Raw genomic sequence first — 18,603 nt, 5'->3', positions numbered from 1 at the left:
TATAAAATTCTACTGAATATTACCAATTTATCTACTATTTCTTTATCGATATTTACCGTTTTGTTCCGATTTTATTAATCGAACTCAGGTTATTAATAAAATATATTAACGTGATGCGGAAATGGCAATACCTGCTATTTTTACATCACGTTTTTTTATTTAATATATGCTGAAAAGATCCCTTCTGTTTTGTCTGTTATTAATGGGTATTACATCCTATGCGCAAAGTCAGGTTAAGAAACTGGAACAAGCTTTTAACATTTTTCTTGCTGATGATCAAACAAAATATGCAATTGCATCGTTTTGTGTACTCGATGCAAATACCGGGAAAATTATATTTGCCCGCAATGAGAATATTGGTCTATCAACAGCATCTACTTTGAAGACCATCACCTCAGCAACAGCATTTAGCATCCTCGGAAAAGATTTTAAATTTCAGACTACCCTTGGATACAGTGGAACAATAAGCAATGATGGAACACTAAACGGAAGCCTGATCATTACAGGAGGAGGTGATCCCACCCTTGGATCTTGGCGATATGAAAGCAGTAAAGAGGGCACGATACTGGAGAAGTGGGTAAAGGCAATTCGCGCCGCCGGAATAAAAAAGATTAGTGGAGGTGTAATTGGCGACGAAAGCATTTTCGGGACACAAACAACACCCGATGGCTGGATCTGGCAAGACATTGGCAATTATTATGGTGCCGGTGCTTCGGGACTCTCCTGGAGAGAGAACCAGTTTGACCTACACCTTAGGGCAAACAGATCAGACAATTCAGTAACCATAGTTAAAACAGTGCCATTAATGCCTTATCTGAAGATTGTTAATGAACTTAAAGCAGGTGCAGAAGGAAGCGGTGATAATGTATATGCCTACATACCCCCACTTAGCGAGATTGGTTACTTGAGGGGTTCATGGGGACTTGGTGCTTCAAAGGAAGGCATTTCAGCTGCACTACCCGATCCGGCATTTGATGCAGCTTTCCGACTACAGGATACATTGAGGCGTATTGGAATAACAGCATCCATTTCTGCTACCACAAGCAGATTGCTTACTTCTATCCAGCAGACTATGCCCAAAGTCTCTGAAAAAATAAATACTATTTTCTCACCATCCCTTAGCGAGATTATTTACTGGTTCAATAAAAAAAGTATAAATCTTTATGGAGAGCATCTTATTAAAACAATTGCCTGGAAACTCGGAAAGACAGCTACTACAAAAAATGGCGCATCAGCTATTATTAATTTCTGGACTGAGCGGAGCATAGATAAGGACGCATTGAACATATTAGATGGTAGTGGCTTATCGCCAGGAACTAGAGTAACTACTGCTGCAATGGCCAATGTGCTTTATCAGGCACAAAAAGAGAGCTGGTTTAAAGACTATTATAATTCTTTGCCGGACAATAATGGTATGAAGCTAAAAAGTGGAACCATTAATGACGTTTCTGCATTTGCAGGTTATTACACGAGTATAAACGGCAATAAATACGTAATCGTGATTAACGTAAACAACTATTCGGGATCAGGGATCAACAAAAAGTTGTTCCGTGTTTTAGATGCCTTAAAGTAAATTTTGGTAAATTGCGGAGATTATGAAAAGATTCTCTGCGTTATTAATCCTCTGCATCTTAAGCTTTAAAGTATTTAGCCAGGCTGCTATTTCAGAAATACCTGTATCATCTGTTTCAGAAGCCCTTAACCATACTTCAGACATTGCCATCATTCCTGAACCTGTTTCTTTAATCAAAACAGAAGGTCATTTCATACTACCGGTAAATGTTGTGATCCATTCGCCAGCAAATCCAGAACTTAAACAAGTCGTTAGTTTTTTACAGGAAAGGTTGTCTGTACCTACAGGAAGCTTTGTTACTAATGTTAATGATAAAACTATCAAGGCTACTATAAATCTTATCCTAAATGATAAAGTCAATGCCTTCATCGGACAGGAAGGCTATACCTTAACTGTCACCCCTTCCCTTATCACCATAAAGGCCAATAAGCCTGCAGGATTATTTTACGGTGTTCAAAGTCTGATCCAACTTTTCCCAAAGGAGATTGAAAGCAAAGAATTAGTTGAAAATATAGCGTGGGCCGCACCTTGTGTTGAAATTACTGATTATCCTCGTGTTGGTTGGCGCGGACTTATGTTTGATGTTGCCCGTCATTTCTTTACAAAGGCTGAAGTCAAGCAATATATTGATGCGATGGTAAGATATAAGTATAATCTGCTTCACCTGCATCTTACGGATGACGAGGGTTGGAGGATAGAGATAAAAGGCTTACCAAAGCTTACCGAAGTTGGCGCATGGCGGGTAAAGAAAGTCGGCGAATTTGGAAATTTTATTCCTCCAACAGCAGACGAGCCGCGCACTTATGGCGGATTTTACACTCAGGAAGATATTAAGGAAATTGTTCAGTATGCTAAAGATAGGTTTGTTGACATAATGCCAGAAATAGACGTTCCTGGGCATAGCTTAGCGGCAATATCCTCCTATCCAGAATTGTCATGCACACCTGGCGCCGAAAGTTACCGTGTTAGGTCAGGAGAACGAATAATGGACTGGTCTAAAGGTGCTCCCCCTATCGCCCTTCTAGATAACACACTCTGCCCCGCTAATGAAAAAGTTTATACTTTCCTGGACACTGTTATTTCTCAGGTTGCCAAACTGTTTCCTTTTGACTATATCCACATGGGTGGAGATGAAGCTCCCATAAATTATTGGGAGAAGAATGACAGCATTAAGGATTTAATGAAACGAGAAGGATTAAAAAATATGCATCAGGTGCAAGGCTATTTTGAAAAGCGTGTTCAAAAGATTGTTGAATCCAAAGGTAAAAAATTTATGGGATGGGACGAGATTCTGGACGGCGGCATGACAGCCAGCGTGGCTGTGATGAGCTGGCGCGGCACCAAATACGGTATTGAAGCCTCAAAGAATAAACATGAGGTAGTCATGAGCCCTACCACTTTTGCTTATCTGGACTACATGCAGGCCGATCAAATCACCGAACCCAAGGTGTACGCTACTTTGAGGCTCAGCAAATCTTATGAATTTGACCCGATACCTGCGGGAGCAGACCCAAAATACATTAAAGGCGGACAAGCCAATTTATGGACGGAACAAGTTTATAACATCCGACAGGCAGAATATATGACGTGGCCGCGCGGTATGGCTATAGCAGAATCAGTTTGGTCCCCAGCCGAAAAAAAGAACTGGACAACATTCTTCTCCAAAGTAGAGCAGCACTTTAAGCGGATGGACATTGCTGAAACTAAATATGCACCTAGTGTATACGACCCTATATTTTCTGTAAGCAGATCTGCTGATAAGCAACTGATGATTGAACTGACTACTGAAGTGGAAGGCCTTGATATTTATTACAGTTTTGACAACTCTTTCCCTGATAGGTTCTATCCAAAGTATACGGATAAATTGATTCCACCAAAAGATGCAACTATCTTAAAAGTGATTACCTATAAAGGTAAAATACCTGTTGGTAGAATGATGAACATGCCTATTGAAGAGTTAGATAAACGTGCCCCTAGAAAATAAATTTTGAGATACTTTGTTCATATTGGCTATAATGGTCTGAATTACAATGGATGGCAGAAACAACCTGGGTTAGCCAATGTTCAGGGCGTTATTGAGAAAGCGCTGAGCAAGATCATGAGAACAACCGTATTTATAAATGGTTGTGGACGAACTGATGCACACGTGCATGCCAGTCAGTTTTTCTTCCATATGGATATTGAACGAGTATGGGACTTTGACCTTCTTTTTAGGTTAAATAAATCATTACCTGCAAACATTGCTGTATTTGATATTATCCCCATGGAGGGAGAACCGCATGCACGCTTTGACGCTGTATACCGGTCCTATGATTATTTTTTACACACCTATAAAGACCCTTTTTTAAATGGGTTAAGTGCATATTACCTTTTAGATGGCCTTGATTTCGATCAGATGAAAAATGCAGCAGCCATTCTTCCCAACTATAAAGATTACCGTGCATTTTGTACTAGTCCAGACAAATATGAACATACCATATGTCATGTGATGTCTGCTTCTATTTCTGTTGATCCTAAAGGGGATAGATTGAGGTTTCAGATTGCATCCAATAGGTTTCTGAGTAAAATGATCAGGATCATTATGGGACAGCTACTCAAAATTGGAAGAGGTACATTATCAGTAGACGAATTTGAACATTACCTGATTAACAATCAAACACCTCAACTGATTACTCCTGCACATCCACAAGGCTTATATTTATCAAAAGTCACCTACCCCTATTTAGATCTACCTTCTCGTACAGAGTTTTCTGCGATTCTGCAAAAACAGGCAGACCAATCATGGATCCCATTATAATATAAAAATGAAAAAAGTAATTTTTATTTACTTATTGCTGGTCAGCACATCTGTTACGGCTCAAAATCCTACCTCACCCTATTTTGAGTTGACGAGAAAAAATTTCAATAAGCAAAATGCATTCGAAACCACAGCTTTTGTAGAGCAGCGTTGGCGACTTCCAGGAAATAAAGGATTTAACGAAAGTATTTATTATTTGGAGGATCTTCTTAAAAAAGCAGGATATGTTTTGCAGAAGAACAATGAAGCCGAAGCACCACTTACCTATCGGATTGAAAAGCGTCCAATGAAAAAGAATGCATGGGACCCTATCAATGCCAGCGTCCTTATTGAAGGGGAAGAACAACCTTTATTGGAGTTTAAGACCAATCGGAATATGATAACAATCGGATCAAGTCCTACTCCAGCAGGCGGAATCACTGCAGAGGTCATTTTACTTGATGCTACTTCACTAAAAAACCTTGATAATAAAGCCATTCAAGGGAAGATCATATTCTCAGAAACAGGAAGTGGCAGGTTTTTTAACGCCGCAGTCGATGCCGGAGCGCTTGGCGTGCTTGGATATGCTATGCCTAACTACACGCAGCCAGAAATAAACCATACGTCTATACAATTTTCAGCCATAAGCAATCCAGACAATAACGGTTGGGCCCTTAACTTATCCTATCAAGCAAAAGAGCGGTTAAAAAAGGCCTTAGAAAAGGGTAAAGTTAAACTGAAGGTAAGTATTGAAACCAATAGCTATTCTGCAGAGGAACTAACAATAGTGGCTAATGTGAGGGGATCTGTTTCTCCGAATCAGCGATTCGTATTTAGCGCTCATGTACAGGAGCCTGGTGCAAACGATAATGCAACAGGAGTTGGAACACTGGCCGAAATGGCACGAGTTACTGCAAAGCTGGTTAAAGAAAATAAAATTCAGCTGCAGCGCACACTAACATTTTTGTGGGGAGATGAAATTGTATCTACCCAGCGTTATATCCAGGAAGATATTGAAAGAGCTAAAGGAATAGGCTGGGGGCTAAGTTTGGACATGGTTGGAGAAGACACTAAAAAAACAGGTGGCAGCTTTCTAATTGAAAAAATGCCTGATCCTTCGGCAATTTGGACCAGAGGCACGGATAAGCATTCAGAATGGGGTGCGGGAGATGTTAAGGAAGAAGATCTATTCCCGCATTATTATAATGATTTTATCATGAAAGTGTGTCGCGATCAGGGTAAATACGCCAATTGGATTGTAAATTATAATCCTTTTGAAGGTGGCAGCGATCATACCCCATTTTTACAAAATAAGATTCCTGGACTACTGATGTGGCATTTTACAGATATGTACTATCACACTGATCATGACAGGTTGGATAAAGTTTCTGTTCTAACGATGCATAATGTAGGTATTAGCGCATTAACTGCCGCATATACACTCATCAATGCAGATGAAATTACAGCTGCATATACAGTTGATATAGTGAAAAAGGCTGCACTAGATCGTTTAAAAACAGAATATGATTTAAGTAAATTGGCCATTGCAAGTGGCAATCCGGTTGCAGAAGAACAGAAAATAATTGAAACCTGGGGTAAGTATTATGAATACGCCCTTGCTACCATAAGTTCTCTACCGGTTAAATCTGAAACCAAAAGTCTTGGATCAACTATAAAAATTGCAGTTTTAGCGGTATCGCAACAAACGAAACAATACTTAGAAGACCTGAAATAACTGGAGTCTCAATTTTTCAGGAGTAACATTGATACCATTTATAGAAAGGTATGATCTCTTGTAATATGGGTTTCGCTCTTGTAGTTTGGTTTCTATAAACTCAATCAGCTGTTCCTCGTCCATATCTTTGATAAGAGGGCGCTTATACTTTCCGTGTTCCAGTCTTTTCGCTAATGCTTCAGGAGCCATCTCAATATAAATGGTAATACCGGTATGGTTCATAAATTCCATGTTATCAAAATAACAGGGTGTCCCTCCTCCAGTAGAGATAACACAATTTGTTGGATAGCGAATATTCTTTAGCATATTACTTTCCAGTTCACGAAAGGCATTTTCACCTTTCTCCACAAAATACGCTCCAACAGTCATACCCACTTGCTCTTCTAGCTGATGATCTAAATCTATAAATTCATAGTTCATCTTGAGGGCAAATCGTTTACCCAAAGTAGTTTTGCCACAGCCCATAAAGCCAATTAGGAATATTCTCATTTTAAGCTAGTTTAACCCTTGGGTCAACAAAGGCATACAAAATATCAACTAAGATATTAATCACAACGAACACAAGAGCAATAAATAATATAGAACCCATAATTACAGGAAAATCAGACATTTCTAGAGCAGTAACTGCAGTTCTGCCCAGACCATTGTATCCAAATATATATTCAACAAAAAAAGAACCCGCTAGTAATGAAGCAAACCAACCAGAAATTGCAGTTATAACAGGATTCATCACATTTCTTAATGCGTGCTTATAAATAATGATGTTCCTGCTCAAGCCTTTCGCACGCGCCGTTCTAATGTAATCTTGTGCAAGTACATCTAGCATTGCGCTTCTTGTAAGCTGAACAATAATTGCCAAAGGCCTTAAGCCAAGTGTTATCATTGGGAGCCATAAATTTTTCCAGGTCATGATTTCTCCTTCAAAGGGATCATAGCTATAAAGACTCCCAGACATGCTTAAACCAGTATAATTACTCCATACGAAACCGAATAACCAGGCAATAATAATTCCAGCGAAGAATGAAGGGGCTGAAATTCCAATAATGGCAAATGCATTGGCAGCTTTATCTATCCAAGTGTCTTTGTTTACAGCCGATATTACCCCAAAAAATACGCCTATTAAAGTTGCGAAAAACATGGAACTCAGTGCCAGCACAAAAGTGTTAGGAACAGTTTCTCGAAGTATGGTAGTAACATCTCTTTTTGTTTGGTAAGATCTGCGCAGGTAAGGCCATTTTAAGGCCAATACATTTTTACCAAAAGGGATAATTCCTATATAATGATATTTCTCTCTATCCTCAGGAGTATTATCGTGAATACTAATTGGTGATAAATCATTAAGATAAAGAAAAAACTGAACTGGCCTTGACCTGTCTAATCCAAATTCCTTCCGCACAGCTTCAAGAGATTGCACATCAGAGCGCTGCCCCATTGTCATCCTTGCCGGATCACCAGGCAGCACGTTAAATAGCAAAAAAACTACTACAACCACACCCGCCATCACAGCAAAGCCGTAAAGGAATTTCTTGATAGCGTAGTAAAGCATATTATTTAGCGAAGTAGGTTTTGGAAAGTTCATCAAAAGATGGAACATCATGGTAATGCCACTTATCTATAATCACGCCATTTTTTAACAGCAAAATTCCCGGGTTAGCCCTAACCATACTTTTCAAGGGCACTGCATCGGCATAAAAAATTTCCATAAATAGTTTCATTCGCTTGCTAAATGCATCTGCATCCTGAGCAGAATTGGCAGTGAGTAAAACCGTGCGGATATTAAACTGCTCAGTTGCATTCAATGCCAGTGCATTTAATGAAGAAATAGCTTGTTCATCCGCATCTTTTAAATTCCAGGCTACCATTACCAGGCTATAATATGGGTTTTCTATAATTTCCTTGGTATAATCTGTACCGGATGCGTCGGTAATTTTCAAATCGCGGATCTTTGGCTGATAACCTTCTTTAATCAGCTTACTTTCAGGTGTCCCAATGATCTCCCAATTATCATCTTTCCAGATCCCTGATTTAAGATATTCCTTATCATTTATCACCTTCTTTTCGCCTGTTTTCTTGTTAGTCATGCTATAGGTAATCTCATACTCGTCAGGCATTGCCCCCGCCGGCATAGTCATAAGCTGGGGGATGTTTGCACCTACTTTATATGGAAGAAAATCAATAACAGGCAAATAGTTATAAGTAAAGAGCGTAAATAGCAATGATAATACAGAAACAACGGAAAATAAACCCTTCTGTAACCCTGATTTTTCAGTTATTGGCTGTATGGCTTTCCTATATGTATATATATATAGGATCATTACCAGCAATACTAAGTCTTTGGAAAATGATTGCCAAGGTGTTAAAGGAATGGCATCGCCAAAGCATCCACATGAAGTTACTACTTTGAAAAAGGCAGAAACAAAAGTCAAAAAAGTAAAGAATATAATGATACCCATTAACCCCGAAGTAACCTGTTTACGCCAAAACCCAAATAAAAGCAGTGCGCCTAAAACGATTTCGAGGATGCAAAGTATCATGGCTATAACTGTAGCATAGCTAGATAAAAAGGACAGGTGAAATACATCAAAATATTCTTCAAGTTTATACCCGAAACCAATGGTATCATTAGCTTTTATAAGACCGGAGAATATGAAAAGTACTCCAACAAATATCCTGAAAAAGTTTAAGATCGCATTCATAGTTATTTAACCCCTAACATTATTAAAGCAAAGACAGAATAATTGAGCATATCCTGGTAATTGGAAGCAATTCCTTCTGATGCAATTGTATGTCCAAGATTATCTTCAATTTGCTTTACCCTTAATATTTTCATAAGAATCAGGTCTGTTAGCGAGCTGATTCTCATGTCTCTCCAGGCTTCGCCATAATCATGGTTCTTGGCAAACATCAACTCCTTAGTAATGGCAATCTTTTGATCAAACAATAACGTTACACGCTGTACTTCCAGTTCATTTGACTCGGTGGGGTCCATTTCCAATTGCATCATTGCAATCAGGCAATAATTTATTATACCGATATATTCGGATGTAATGTCCTCTCCCACCTTTGATATTTTCTTTTCTTCAAGGGTTCTAATGCGCTGTGCTTTAATAAATATTTGATCAGTTATAGAAGAAGGTCTCAAGATTCGCCAAGCAGTACCATAATCACTGGTTTTCTTTATAAAAAGTGCCCTGCAAACTGCAATTACTGAATCGTATTCTTGTGAAGTATTTGTTGCCAATTTTATCTAAGTTTGTATCATTAACAATGGCTAAAGATACATTTTTATACCGAAAGACTACACTGAACCTGCGAGGAAAGCTATTGAACCTTGCCCGTCCGTGTGTAATGGGAATCATTAATATCACTCCTGATTCTTTCTACACCGGTAGCCGTGCATCAACAACAGAACAAGCTTTGGTTAAGGCAGAGCAGCATCTTAAAGATGGTGCGGTATTTCTTGATTTAGGCGCTTACTCCTCCCGTCCCGGTGCAAAGGATATCACTGAACATGAAGAGTTGAGCCGGTTAATACCTATAGTGAAGGCCATCCATAAAAATTTTCCTAAAGCTTTTTTATCCGTAGACACTTTCAGATCTGAAGTAGCGAAGGCAGCTATTCATTCAGGCGCACATCTCATCAATGATATCTCAGGCGGCAGTCTTGACGAAGCCATGTTTAGCACTATTGCTGCGTTAAATGTACCTTACATAATTATGCACATGAAAGGTACACCTCAAACTATGAAAATGGAGGCAAACTACAGAGACTTTCGCATCGAGATTTCAAACTACTTTAGTGAAAAAATATTTGTCTTGAAGAAACTTGGGGTAAAAGACTTGATCATTGATCCGGGATTCGGATTTGCGAAAACTACAGCTCACAATTTTGAGTTATTGAATCACCTGGAAGATCTTCAGCATTTTGGCTACCCGCTGCTTTCCGGAACATCAAGAAAAGGTATGATTTATAAAACATTGGAAGTATCCGCGGATGAATCTTTAAATGGCACTACGGTATTGAATACAATTTCCTTAATGAAAGGAGCAAGTATACTTCGAGTTCATGATGTGAAGGAAGCCATTGAATGTATTGAACTGACACAAAAAACGCTGCAGGAACATTCTGATTAAAAATTTCCTACCTTGCAATGATGAAAAGTTTAGACTTCGATTTTCTGAAAATTACAGTTACAGACGTGATCGACATTATTCTTGTCGCGCTGATCATTTACTACATCTACAACTTAATCAAAAATACCATAGCAGTAAATCTGTTGTTGGGAATGTTGATTATAATGATGATCTGGTTTGCAGTAAAACAGTTGCACATGAACCTGCTTACTGCAATTATAGAAAAATTCATCAGCGTAGGCATTATAGCATTAATTGTCATTTTCCAACCGGAGATACGCCGTTTCCTGCTCCTCATTGGCAAAAACACTTTCTTGCAAAAAAATAAGGCTTGGTGGGGTTATCTTTTTGGCAGCAAAGTGGTAGAAAGAGATAACCTGGTACGTATCAAACCAATAATTGATGCCTGTAAGAGCATGAAGAAATCGCGCACTGGTGCATTGATCGTATTTGTTAAGTTTTATGACGATCAACTATTCGCAAATAGCTGTGAACTTATCGATTCCAAAATATCAAAGCGACTACTGGAAAGCATATTTCAAAAATACAGTCCGCTTCATGATGGGGCAGTTGTCATATCAGAAAATAAAATCAAAAGCGCCAGCTGTATCCTGCCATTGACCGACAATGATAAATTACCTCCTCAATTTGGCTTAAGACACCGGGCAGGTATTGGTGTATCTGAAGCTACAGATGCAGTAGCTGTTATCGTATCTGAAGAAACTGGAGAAATTGCCTATGCAAAACAGGGTAGGGTAAGAATGAATGTTTCATTCGGAGAGTTGGAAAAACTGCTAAATAAAGATTTCTAATCTAATAGTAACTATATCCCTGTAATAGGGTTTGATCATCAAAGGCTTTAAAATTATCGTCTAAAGATTTAATCCCTACTTCCATACTGGTAAAATTTAAATTACCGAAACTGCTGGCCAAAGCAGTATCAGTTGCATCAAAACCTGTTGCTATTTTAACGAGACCATTCACAGGAACTAACTTAGTTGCATCCAAGATGATCCAATTCCCACCAAGATATACTTCAAAACAGGCATGAAAATCCGCTGGCTTCAACTGATAGGCATATCCTGTAAAATACCTGGCGGGAATGGTGAGTGCCCTACATAATGCAATACCAAGGTGCGCAAAATCTCTGCAAACCCCTTTTTGTTCTTTTACAGTGTCTAAAGCTGACGTTTGTTGATTGGTATGTCCTGCAGTATATGATACATTCTCAAATATCCAGTCCCTAATAGCCATAACTCTTTCAAAAGCAGACTCAATACTGCCAAATTTATCGGCTGCAAATTTATAAAGCTTGTCTGACTGACAATAACGACTTGGATTTAGATAAGGTAAAACTGAAATTGGCATGAGACTAATTGGCACATCATCCAGCTGCACTGCAGGTATAGTTTTAATTTGATTTTCGATAATACCTGTGTAGGAAAAAATAACTTCTTTTGTTTCCGGGATCTCAAAGACATTAAACCGCTTTTCACCACCTCTAGCAATCCATTCGTAAGAAATCAGCTTAAGTGTAGATTGAAAATCTTCACTAATTACATATTGCCCAAATGATTTAAAAGGCTGTATATTAAGAATTAAGGTTGAAAGACCGGTAGATCCATATTTTAGTGTGGTTGAAACTTCAAATTTCATATATCCACCTCGTTAGGAACAGGCAATTTATTGAAGGCGACCTCCATCCATTCATCAGATATGTTACTTAATGCCTTTTTAAGTTCCTCGGCCCATTGATCAGAAATGTATTCGAGGTCTTTTTTCCCATAACGGTGCTCTACCATTCCGAAGGTGTTGTTCCGGTACAATACCACATCTATTGGAAAATCTACGTCGTTGGCACTAGCTCTTGTAGAATCGAAAGAAAGAAACCCTGTTTTTAATGCAAGGTGCATACTAGATTCACTAGTTAGTGTACGATTTAGAATTGCCTTTCCATGACCGGAATTCCCAATCACTACAAATGGCGCTCCTTCACCCAATTCTACCCAATTACCTTCCGGGTAAAGCAGAAATAACTTGTGTTCTTGATCGTCTCTTAGCTGGCCGCCAATTATCGTATGTAGATTGAATTTTAAACCGCTCTGTTCCAGTTCAGCGCGATCTTCCTGGGCTGCGCGCTTAACCTGCGCTCCAAATGCATTAACTGCCTTATAAAGTTTATTGTGCACTTCCCCTTCTTCTATAAGTTCTTTAAAATATTGGACTGCTTTATCCCTTACTGAACGCAAACCACTTGTCATGATGAAAAGTGAATATTTATCACGTTGCTCAATGTGAACCTTCTTTTTTTGAGTAGTATCTGTACCTGATGTAATTCTTGTATCGGCAATTGCCACAAGGCCTTCTTTCACCTTTATCGCTAAACAATATGTCATACCCAAATATACCAATCAGGCACCAAATAAAGTTAAGCACAATGATAAACTTTCATCAAACCATACAAATACCATATCAAATAAGAATGTTAGGAACAATTGTTTGACATTCTATTTCCCAGATGGTATATTATTTCATACTTTGTGGCTATATTTAAATTTGAGTCCTAGGGATAGGTCCGACACCCATGATTTTGAAAACTTGCTACGTTTTATTATTTTCACTTTTCATTGGAGTGGGCGTTTGTCATGCGCAAGATAGTTCAGTTTTGCCTCCGGAAAAAAACGGGCTTATTGATCTACGCAAAGCCTCTTTTGATGAAACTGTAGAGCTTCGTGGAATATGGGGTTTTTACTGGAATATGCTCGTTTCTCCTGAAGATTCGGTAACAATAGCGCCGCAATTTGTAAAATCCCCCTCAAGGTGGACCGATTATAAATCATGGGAGAGAAAACTTCCGTCTTTTGGCTATGCTTCTTATAAAGTAACTGTATTGTTGCCTAAAACTGATGACCAGCTAAGAATCGCAATGCCAGAGACATATAGTGCTTACACGCTTTTTATCAATGGGAAGCTGGCCGCCAAAAACGGAACGGTAAGCATTAGCTCAGATAAATTTGTTCCCCATTGGCAATACAAAGCATTCGATATTCCCAGAAACACAGAAAAATTAGTAATTCTTTTACAAATTTCAAACTACGTACATAGCAAAGGTGGAATTGGAAAACCACTCATAATTGGAAAAAAATATGATGTAGAGCTGCAGAGACGCAGTGCTGAAGCGATAGACTTTATACTTTTTGGTTGTTTAATCATGGGCAGTCTGTTTTTCATTGGCCTTTTCATTCTAGGAAACCGGGATAAGGCTATTTTAATGTTCGCTATTTATTCTATATTTTATAGCTATAGAATCGTCGGCACAGATAATTATGTACTACACACTTTATTTCCAAATCTGGACTGGTATATTGCTGTTCGCATGGAATACATGAGTCTTTTCTTAAGCATTGGATTATTTGCGCTCTATACAAAATACCTTTACCCCCTAGAAACCAATAAAAAGATAATAGAGATAGTTAGCATTATCTGCTTCACCTTTGCATTTGCTACTATTTGTATTGCCCCTCTATTTTTTACACAGCTTATTAATCCTTTCCTTATAGTTACCATCTTTTGCCTTATATATGTTCCTGTAATTTATACTACAGCATATATCAAGAAAAGACCCGGCGCTATTTACACCCTTCTTAGCGCTTTTGCGTTAATACCTGCTTTCGCTATCACCCTGCTTCACTACTGGGGAATAATAGGTGCCCATCAAGTACTTAGCTTTTTTTGTTACATCTGCTTTTTCTTCCTACAGTCGCTCGTGCTCTCTCATCGCGTATCATTTGCTTTGAAGCAGGCTACTACTCAAGCAGAGGAAGGTCTAATTGTTAAAAGTGAATTCCTAAGTACTATGAGTCATGAGATCCGAACACCGCTAAATGCGGTAATTGGAATGAGCCATTTGTTGCTTAAAAATGATCCAAGGAAGGATCAGATTGAGCAACTGGACATCATGTTGTTCTCTGCCAACAATCTTTTAGCCATTGTTAATGACATTTTGGACTACACTAAGATTGAGGCCGGTAAGGTTACTTTCGAGCATATAGAATTGGACATTGCCTCCATCGCGAGAAATATTGTTCGCGGATTACAGGGATCAGCGACTGATAAAGGCATTACGCTGAAACTAGATGTGGATGAGAAGTTAAAAAATAAGCTATTGGGAGACCCTACCCGTACATCGCAAGTTATTACCAATCTTGTTCACAATGCCATTAAATTCACGCAAAAAGGAAATGTCCAGGTTGGAATTGAAGTAGCGAACCAAAATGAAAGGACTGTAACCCTAAATATCTATGTAAAAGATACGGGAATCGGTATTTCAGAAGAAAAACAGAAAATCATATTTGAACGCTTTACTCAGGCAGACTCCTCAACTTCAAGGGGTTTCGGAGGAACCGGCCTTGGCCTTGCCATTTCGAAAAAGATCCTGGAACTTCAAAAATCCTCATTAAAGCTGATCAGCGAAGAAGGCAAGGGATCTACTTTCTATTTTATCCAGATTTTTGAAAAAAGCATTAAGGAAATAAAATCCCACGATGCCGAAACGCTACCAAATGAGGCCGACAAGCCACTTACAGGGGTCCATGTACTTCTTGTTGAAGACAATCTGATGAATGTGCTGGTTGCCCAGAAATATTTGGAACGCTGGGGAGCCACAATTGACGTAGCACACAATGGTTTAGAAGGGCTGAACATGGTTGATCCTAAAATACACAAATTGGTTCTTATTGACTTGCACATGCCTATAATGGATGGATACGAGGCTACCAGAAATATGAGATCGAGAGGTATAAGTTTACCAATCATAGCATTGACGGCTAACCTTCCAAACGAAATCGCAGAAAAAGTGAGAGATGCGGGTATTGACGATTTCGTTGTAAAACCTTTCCTGCCTGATGAGTTATATAGCAAGGTGCTTTACTACGCTGCAAAACATTAAAAGATCTAAAAAAAAACTAATAAAAAATGCCCCTGATCTATTGATACCAGGGGCATTTAAAATACTCTAGATTTAGCAATACTGATCAAAAGCACCAGCTAAACTGTCGGCAATCATTTGAGCGGGTCTTCCTTCTATCTGATGACGTTCAATCATATGTACCAGTTTGCCATCTTTGAATAATGCCATTGATGGAGAAGATGGAGGAAAAGGCATCATATAGCCTCTTGCCCTGTCTACAGCTTCTTTTTCCATCCCTGCAAAAACCGTTACCAATCTGTCAGGGTGTTTATCGTTACCTGCTGCAAGTCTTGCTGCCGGACGGGCATTAGCTGCAGCACAACCGCAAACTGAATTCACAACCACAAAAACGGTTCCTTCAGTACCAATTGCATTGTCTACTTCTTCAGCAGTTTTTAACTCATCAAAACCAACTTTTGTCAGCTCAGCACGCATTGGTTCAACTAAATATTCTGGATACATATATTTAAATTTAAATTATCATTTTCAATGCGCAAATGTACAGTCTCAATGTGGAGCATCAAAGCAAATAACCGACTGGCTTTCAGTTTTTACCTTTCAATTACTTTGCTATTATTTCCCCATTCCTTCTAGAACTCTCTTCAATTCCTCAGGATTTTGCATTGCAGCAAACCCAAATACGATAATAATTCCAACAATAAGAAGGATATAAAGTATACTCAATATTAGTCCGATTATTGAACAAACGCGACCTGCTTTAGAGTTTTTATAAGAGCTTTCTGTATAAAAACCAGGGTTTTCTATATACAATCTCCTATCCTTGTTACCAAGTACCAATCCAATGATACCAAGGATTAATCCTGGTAAACCATAGCAGCAGCAGGATAAAATTGCAAGGATACCTAATACCAATACAGGTGTACTGTTTGGTAATGCTTGTAGTCCAAATGATCCAAATTGAGGAACAGGATCAACCGGCTTCTTAAATTCTGGTGGTTTTGGGGCCGGATTGTTTTCTGGCGTGTCTTGAGGGAATTGATTTTCTGACATATTGATAATGTTTAATATAAGTTATGATTATAAATTTTGTAAACGTAATTGAGCACTATAACTAATGCAATAAATAGGTATAGTAATTTTATCGTCCTGGCACCTTGTTTAAAATCAAATTTTAAATGTGCAGGAACAAAGATCAAAAGCATAACAATGGGTAAAGAAGCGGGAAATAAATGTATCGATGACTTCACATCACCCTGGATTAGGGCTAATAATGACCTTTGAAAACCACAACCCGGACAATCCAATCCTGTATGACTCTTGAACGGACAAGTCAGCAAATGCCCTTTAAGCCAGTCAATTATCAAAAAGTATGATAGTAAAAATTGCATTTTAATTCAGGAGCTATTTAGTGTCACTAATTTAGTTTAAAAATTTAACTAAACTTAACTTTTTTAGTTAAACACATGATAATTCCAAATGCAAAGACTGGCCTTTAAACACTAAACAAATCGTGAACTGACAGGGTACGATGAAAAGACTATTAAACTAAGAAAAGCAGCGGCTTTCACAGTGCCAGATTTTATTTCAAAGACTGTCTGGGTTCGGTCTGCCTTCGGCCTGGGTTCGGACGTCGGTTATCCATTCGGTATCCGTTGGCTATCGGTTCTGCATCATTGGTATATCTAAATGATAGCTAAACAAGCCAGAACGGCGTGCTAATGCATATCAAATACACGAAGCCAAGTACCAAATAAACCGAAAGTGCGATTGAGCGTTAATAAAGCGATAAATGAATACACGCCTAAACAATGGAAAAAAGATGAATCCTAAATTGGCACTTGATGGAAGAAATAGGAGAGATTACCAACTAAATTGCCATTGTAAAGTTATATTGAGCAACATGAGTAGTTTACGTTTTAGGAGTTTTGAATTTGGTTAAACTATTCCCTACTTTTGCATAAGAAATACAGGGAAATAAACAAAAGGTGTGCAAATAGCGTGAAAGCAATATTTCATCTTCTCGTAACTTACTGTATTTCATAAACTTAATCAACAACAACATGTCATCAGTAGAGACAACTTTCATTCCTTATAAAGTTAAGGACATTTCACTGGCAGAATGGGGCCGCAAAGAGATCGGTTTAGCAGAGGCAGAAATGCCAGGCTTAATGTCACTTCGCGAAGAATTCGGTCCATCACAACCATTAAAAGGTGCTCGCATCGCAGGCTGCCTTCACATGACCATCCAAACTGCAGTTTTAATTGAAACCCTTGTCGCCCTTGGCGCAGAGGTTACCTGGTCATCATGCAACATTTTCTCCACACAAGATCACGCTGCGGCTGCTATTGCTGCTGCAGGCATCCAGGTTTATGCCTGGAAAGGATTAGACGAAGAGAGTTTTGACTGGTGTATCGAGCAGACTTTACACTTCGGTGCAGATCAGCAACCTTTAAACATGATTCTTGATGATGGTGGTGATTTAACCAACATGGTTTTCGACAAATTCCCTGAGCTTATCGCTGATATCAAAGGTTTATCAGAAGAGACTACCACAGGCGTTCACCGTTTATACGAACGCATGAAAAACGGAACATTGCATTTACCTGCAATCAATGTAAATGATTCAGTTACCAAATCTAAATTCGACAACAAATACGGTTGCCGTGAATCACTAGTTGATGCAATTCGTCGTGCTACTGACATCATGATGGCTGGTAAAGTTGCTGTTGTAGCTGGTTACGGAGATGTAGGTAAAGGCTCAGCAGAATCATTGAGCTCACAGGGTGTACGTGTAATCGTATCTGAAATCGATCCGATTTGTGCATTGCAAGCCGCAATGGAAGGTTACGAAGTTAAGAAATTCGCTACAGCTGTTTTAGAAGCTGACATCATCGTTACCACAACTGGTAACTGCAATATCGTTCGTGCTGAACACTTCAAGGTAATGAAAGACAAAGCGATCGTTTGTAATATTGGCCACTTTGATAACGAGATTGATGTAGCCTGGTTAAACTCCAATTACGGTGATACTAAAATTGAAATCAAGCCACAAGTTGACAAATACACAATTGATGGTAAAGACATCATCCTTTTGGCTGAAGGCCGTTTGGTTAACCTTGGTTGCGCAACCGGCCATCCAAGTTTCGTTATGTCTGCATCATTCACTAATCAAACTTTAGCGCAATTAGAGCTTTGGACAAATCCAGGTAAGTACGAGAACAAAGTATATGTTCTTCCTAAATATCTTGATGAAAAAGTGGCCCGTTTACACCTTGCAAAAATAGGCGTTGAACTTGATGTATTGGATCAATACCAGGCTGATTATATTGGCGTACCTGTTGAAGGTCCTTTTAAACCTGAAGCTTACAGATACTAATCTAATTACCCGGCAACAATTAAAGTTGCCAACAACCATAAAAAAGGGATACCGCTTCATGCAGTATCCCTTTTTCGC

General features: G+C 38.8%; 18 protein-coding genes. 9 read left to right on the top strand and 9 right to left on the bottom strand.

The features are described 5' to 3' along the window. The first annotated feature begins 202 nt into the window (after positions 1–202). Genes dacB through ACVWYN_RS11895 form a run of 4 tightly spaced genes read left to right on the top strand, consistent with a single transcriptional unit; the run spans position 203 to position 6,084 of the window. Entirely contained in the window at positions 203–1,573 is a 1,371-nt protein-coding gene (dacB, locus tag ACVWYN_RS11910; RefSeq protein ID WP_457289085.1) for a D-alanyl-D-alanine carboxypeptidase/D-alanyl-D-alanine endopeptidase, read from the top strand. A 22-nt stretch (positions 1,574–1,595) separates the two neighbouring features. Beyond that, complete coding sequence (locus ACVWYN_RS11905; protein ID WP_457289084.1) at positions 1,596–3,557, top strand: beta-N-acetylhexosaminidase; 1,962 nt, start codon at positions 1,596–1,598, stop codon at positions 3,555–3,557. 3 nt (positions 3,558–3,560) lie between these two features. Then, positions 3,561–4,370, top strand: coding sequence for a tRNA pseudouridine(38-40) synthase TruA (truA, locus tag ACVWYN_RS11900; protein ID WP_457289083.1), 810 nt, complete (start codon positions 3,561–3,563; stop codon positions 4,368–4,370). 7 nt (positions 4,371–4,377) lie between these two features. After that, positions 4,378–6,084 carry a M28 family peptidase gene (locus ACVWYN_RS11895; protein ID WP_457289082.1) on the top strand — a complete coding sequence of 569 codons (1,707 nt, stop codon included), beginning with the start codon at positions 4,378–4,380 and terminating at the stop codon, positions 6,082–6,084. Here ACVWYN_RS11895 and ACVWYN_RS11890 read toward each other — a convergent pair. The 4 genes from ACVWYN_RS11890 to ACVWYN_RS11875 are packed head-to-tail and all read right to left on the bottom strand — an operon-like array spanning position 6,067 to position 9,325. Further along, on the bottom strand, positions 6,067–6,573 hold the full coding sequence (locus ACVWYN_RS11890; RefSeq protein WP_457289081.1) for a shikimate kinase: 507 nt from the start codon (positions 6,571–6,573) through the stop codon (positions 6,067–6,069). The genes ACVWYN_RS11895 and ACVWYN_RS11890 overlap by 18 nt on opposite strands. A gap of 1 nt (position 6,574) precedes the next feature. Beyond that, a complete protein-coding gene (locus ACVWYN_RS11885; protein WP_457289080.1) occupies positions 6,575–7,630 on the bottom strand; it encodes an ABC transporter permease in 1,056 nt (351 codons plus the stop codon). 1 nt (position 7,631) lies between these two features. After that, positions 7,632–8,780 (bottom strand): BT_3928 family protein, encoded by a 1,149-nt coding sequence (locus ACVWYN_RS11880; RefSeq protein WP_457289079.1) that lies wholly within the window; start codon positions 8,778–8,780, stop codon positions 7,632–7,634. 2 nt (positions 8,781–8,782) lie between these two features. Then, positions 8,783–9,325, bottom strand: a complete 543-nt coding sequence (locus ACVWYN_RS11875; RefSeq protein ID WP_457289078.1) for a DUF1599 domain-containing protein — start codon at positions 9,323–9,325, stop codon at positions 8,783–8,785. 26 nt (positions 9,326–9,351) lie between these two features. On the opposite strand from ACVWYN_RS11875, the gene folP reads away from it, so the two are divergent. After that, positions 9,352–10,218 (top strand): dihydropteroate synthase, encoded by an 867-nt coding sequence (folP, locus tag ACVWYN_RS11870; RefSeq protein WP_457289077.1) that lies wholly within the window; start codon positions 9,352–9,354, stop codon positions 10,216–10,218. Positions 10,219–10,238: 20 nt separating this feature from the next. Further along, the gene (gene cdaA / locus ACVWYN_RS11865) at positions 10,239–11,030 is read left to right on the top strand and encodes a diadenylate cyclase CdaA (protein WP_457289088.1); all 792 of its coding nucleotides are present in this window, start codon (positions 10,239–10,241) and stop codon (positions 11,028–11,030) included. 1 nt (position 11,031) lies between these two features. On the opposite strand, the gene ACVWYN_RS11860 is transcribed toward cdaA, so the two are convergent. Then, positions 11,032–11,874 (bottom strand): transglutaminase-like domain-containing protein, encoded by an 843-nt coding sequence (locus ACVWYN_RS11860; protein ID WP_457289076.1) that lies wholly within the window; start codon positions 11,872–11,874, stop codon positions 11,032–11,034. Next, the gene (locus tag ACVWYN_RS11855; RefSeq protein ID WP_457289075.1) at positions 11,871–12,614 is read right to left on the bottom strand and encodes a peptidase; all 744 of its coding nucleotides are present in this window, start codon (positions 12,612–12,614) and stop codon (positions 11,871–11,873) included. Before ACVWYN_RS11855 ends, ACVWYN_RS11860 begins: the two co-directional genes overlap by 4 nt. A 188-nt stretch (positions 12,615–12,802) precedes the next feature. Here ACVWYN_RS11855 and ACVWYN_RS11850 point away from each other — a divergent pair, with 188 nt between their 5' ends. Beyond that, entirely contained in the window at positions 12,803–15,166 is a 2,364-nt protein-coding gene (locus tag ACVWYN_RS11850; protein ID WP_457289074.1) for an ATP-binding protein, read from the top strand. Positions 15,167–15,238: 72 nt separating this feature from the next. On the opposite strand, the gene ACVWYN_RS11845 is transcribed toward ACVWYN_RS11850, so the two are convergent. The 3 genes from ACVWYN_RS11845 to ACVWYN_RS11835 all read right to left on the bottom strand — a co-directional run bounded on the left by ACVWYN_RS11845 (position 15,239) and on the right by ACVWYN_RS11835 (position 16,536). Beyond that, entirely contained in the window at positions 15,239–15,649 is a 411-nt protein-coding gene (locus ACVWYN_RS11845; RefSeq protein ID WP_457289073.1) for a BrxA/BrxB family bacilliredoxin, read from the bottom strand. A 111-nt stretch (positions 15,650–15,760) separates the two neighbouring features. Further along, positions 15,761–16,198 carry a CCC motif membrane protein gene (locus tag ACVWYN_RS11840; protein WP_457289072.1) on the bottom strand — a complete coding sequence of 146 codons (438 nt, stop codon included), beginning with the start codon at positions 16,196–16,198 and terminating at the stop codon, positions 15,761–15,763. Between the two features lie 11 nt (positions 16,199–16,209). Next, the gene (locus tag ACVWYN_RS11835; RefSeq protein ID WP_457289071.1) at positions 16,210–16,536 is read right to left on the bottom strand and encodes a DUF2752 domain-containing protein; all 327 of its coding nucleotides are present in this window, start codon (positions 16,534–16,536) and stop codon (positions 16,210–16,212) included. Positions 16,537–16,937: 401 nt separating this feature from the next. Here ACVWYN_RS11835 and ACVWYN_RS11830 point away from each other — a divergent pair, with 401 nt between their 5' ends. Both ACVWYN_RS11830 and ahcY read left to right on the top strand, forming a co-directional pair. Further along, the gene (locus ACVWYN_RS11830) at positions 16,938–17,087 is read left to right on the top strand and encodes a hypothetical protein (protein ID WP_457289070.1); all 150 of its coding nucleotides are present in this window, start codon (positions 16,938–16,940) and stop codon (positions 17,085–17,087) included. A gap of 121 nt (positions 17,088–17,208) precedes the next feature. Then, positions 17,209–18,525 (top strand): adenosylhomocysteinase, encoded by a 1,317-nt coding sequence (gene ahcY / locus ACVWYN_RS11825; RefSeq protein WP_457289069.1) that lies wholly within the window; start codon positions 17,209–17,211, stop codon positions 18,523–18,525. Positions 18,526–18,603 lie beyond the last annotated feature (78 nt).

The sequence above is a fragment of the Pedobacter sp. UYP24 genome (assembly GCF_054057295.1).
This window is presented reverse-complemented; position numbering and strand designations above follow the sequence as displayed.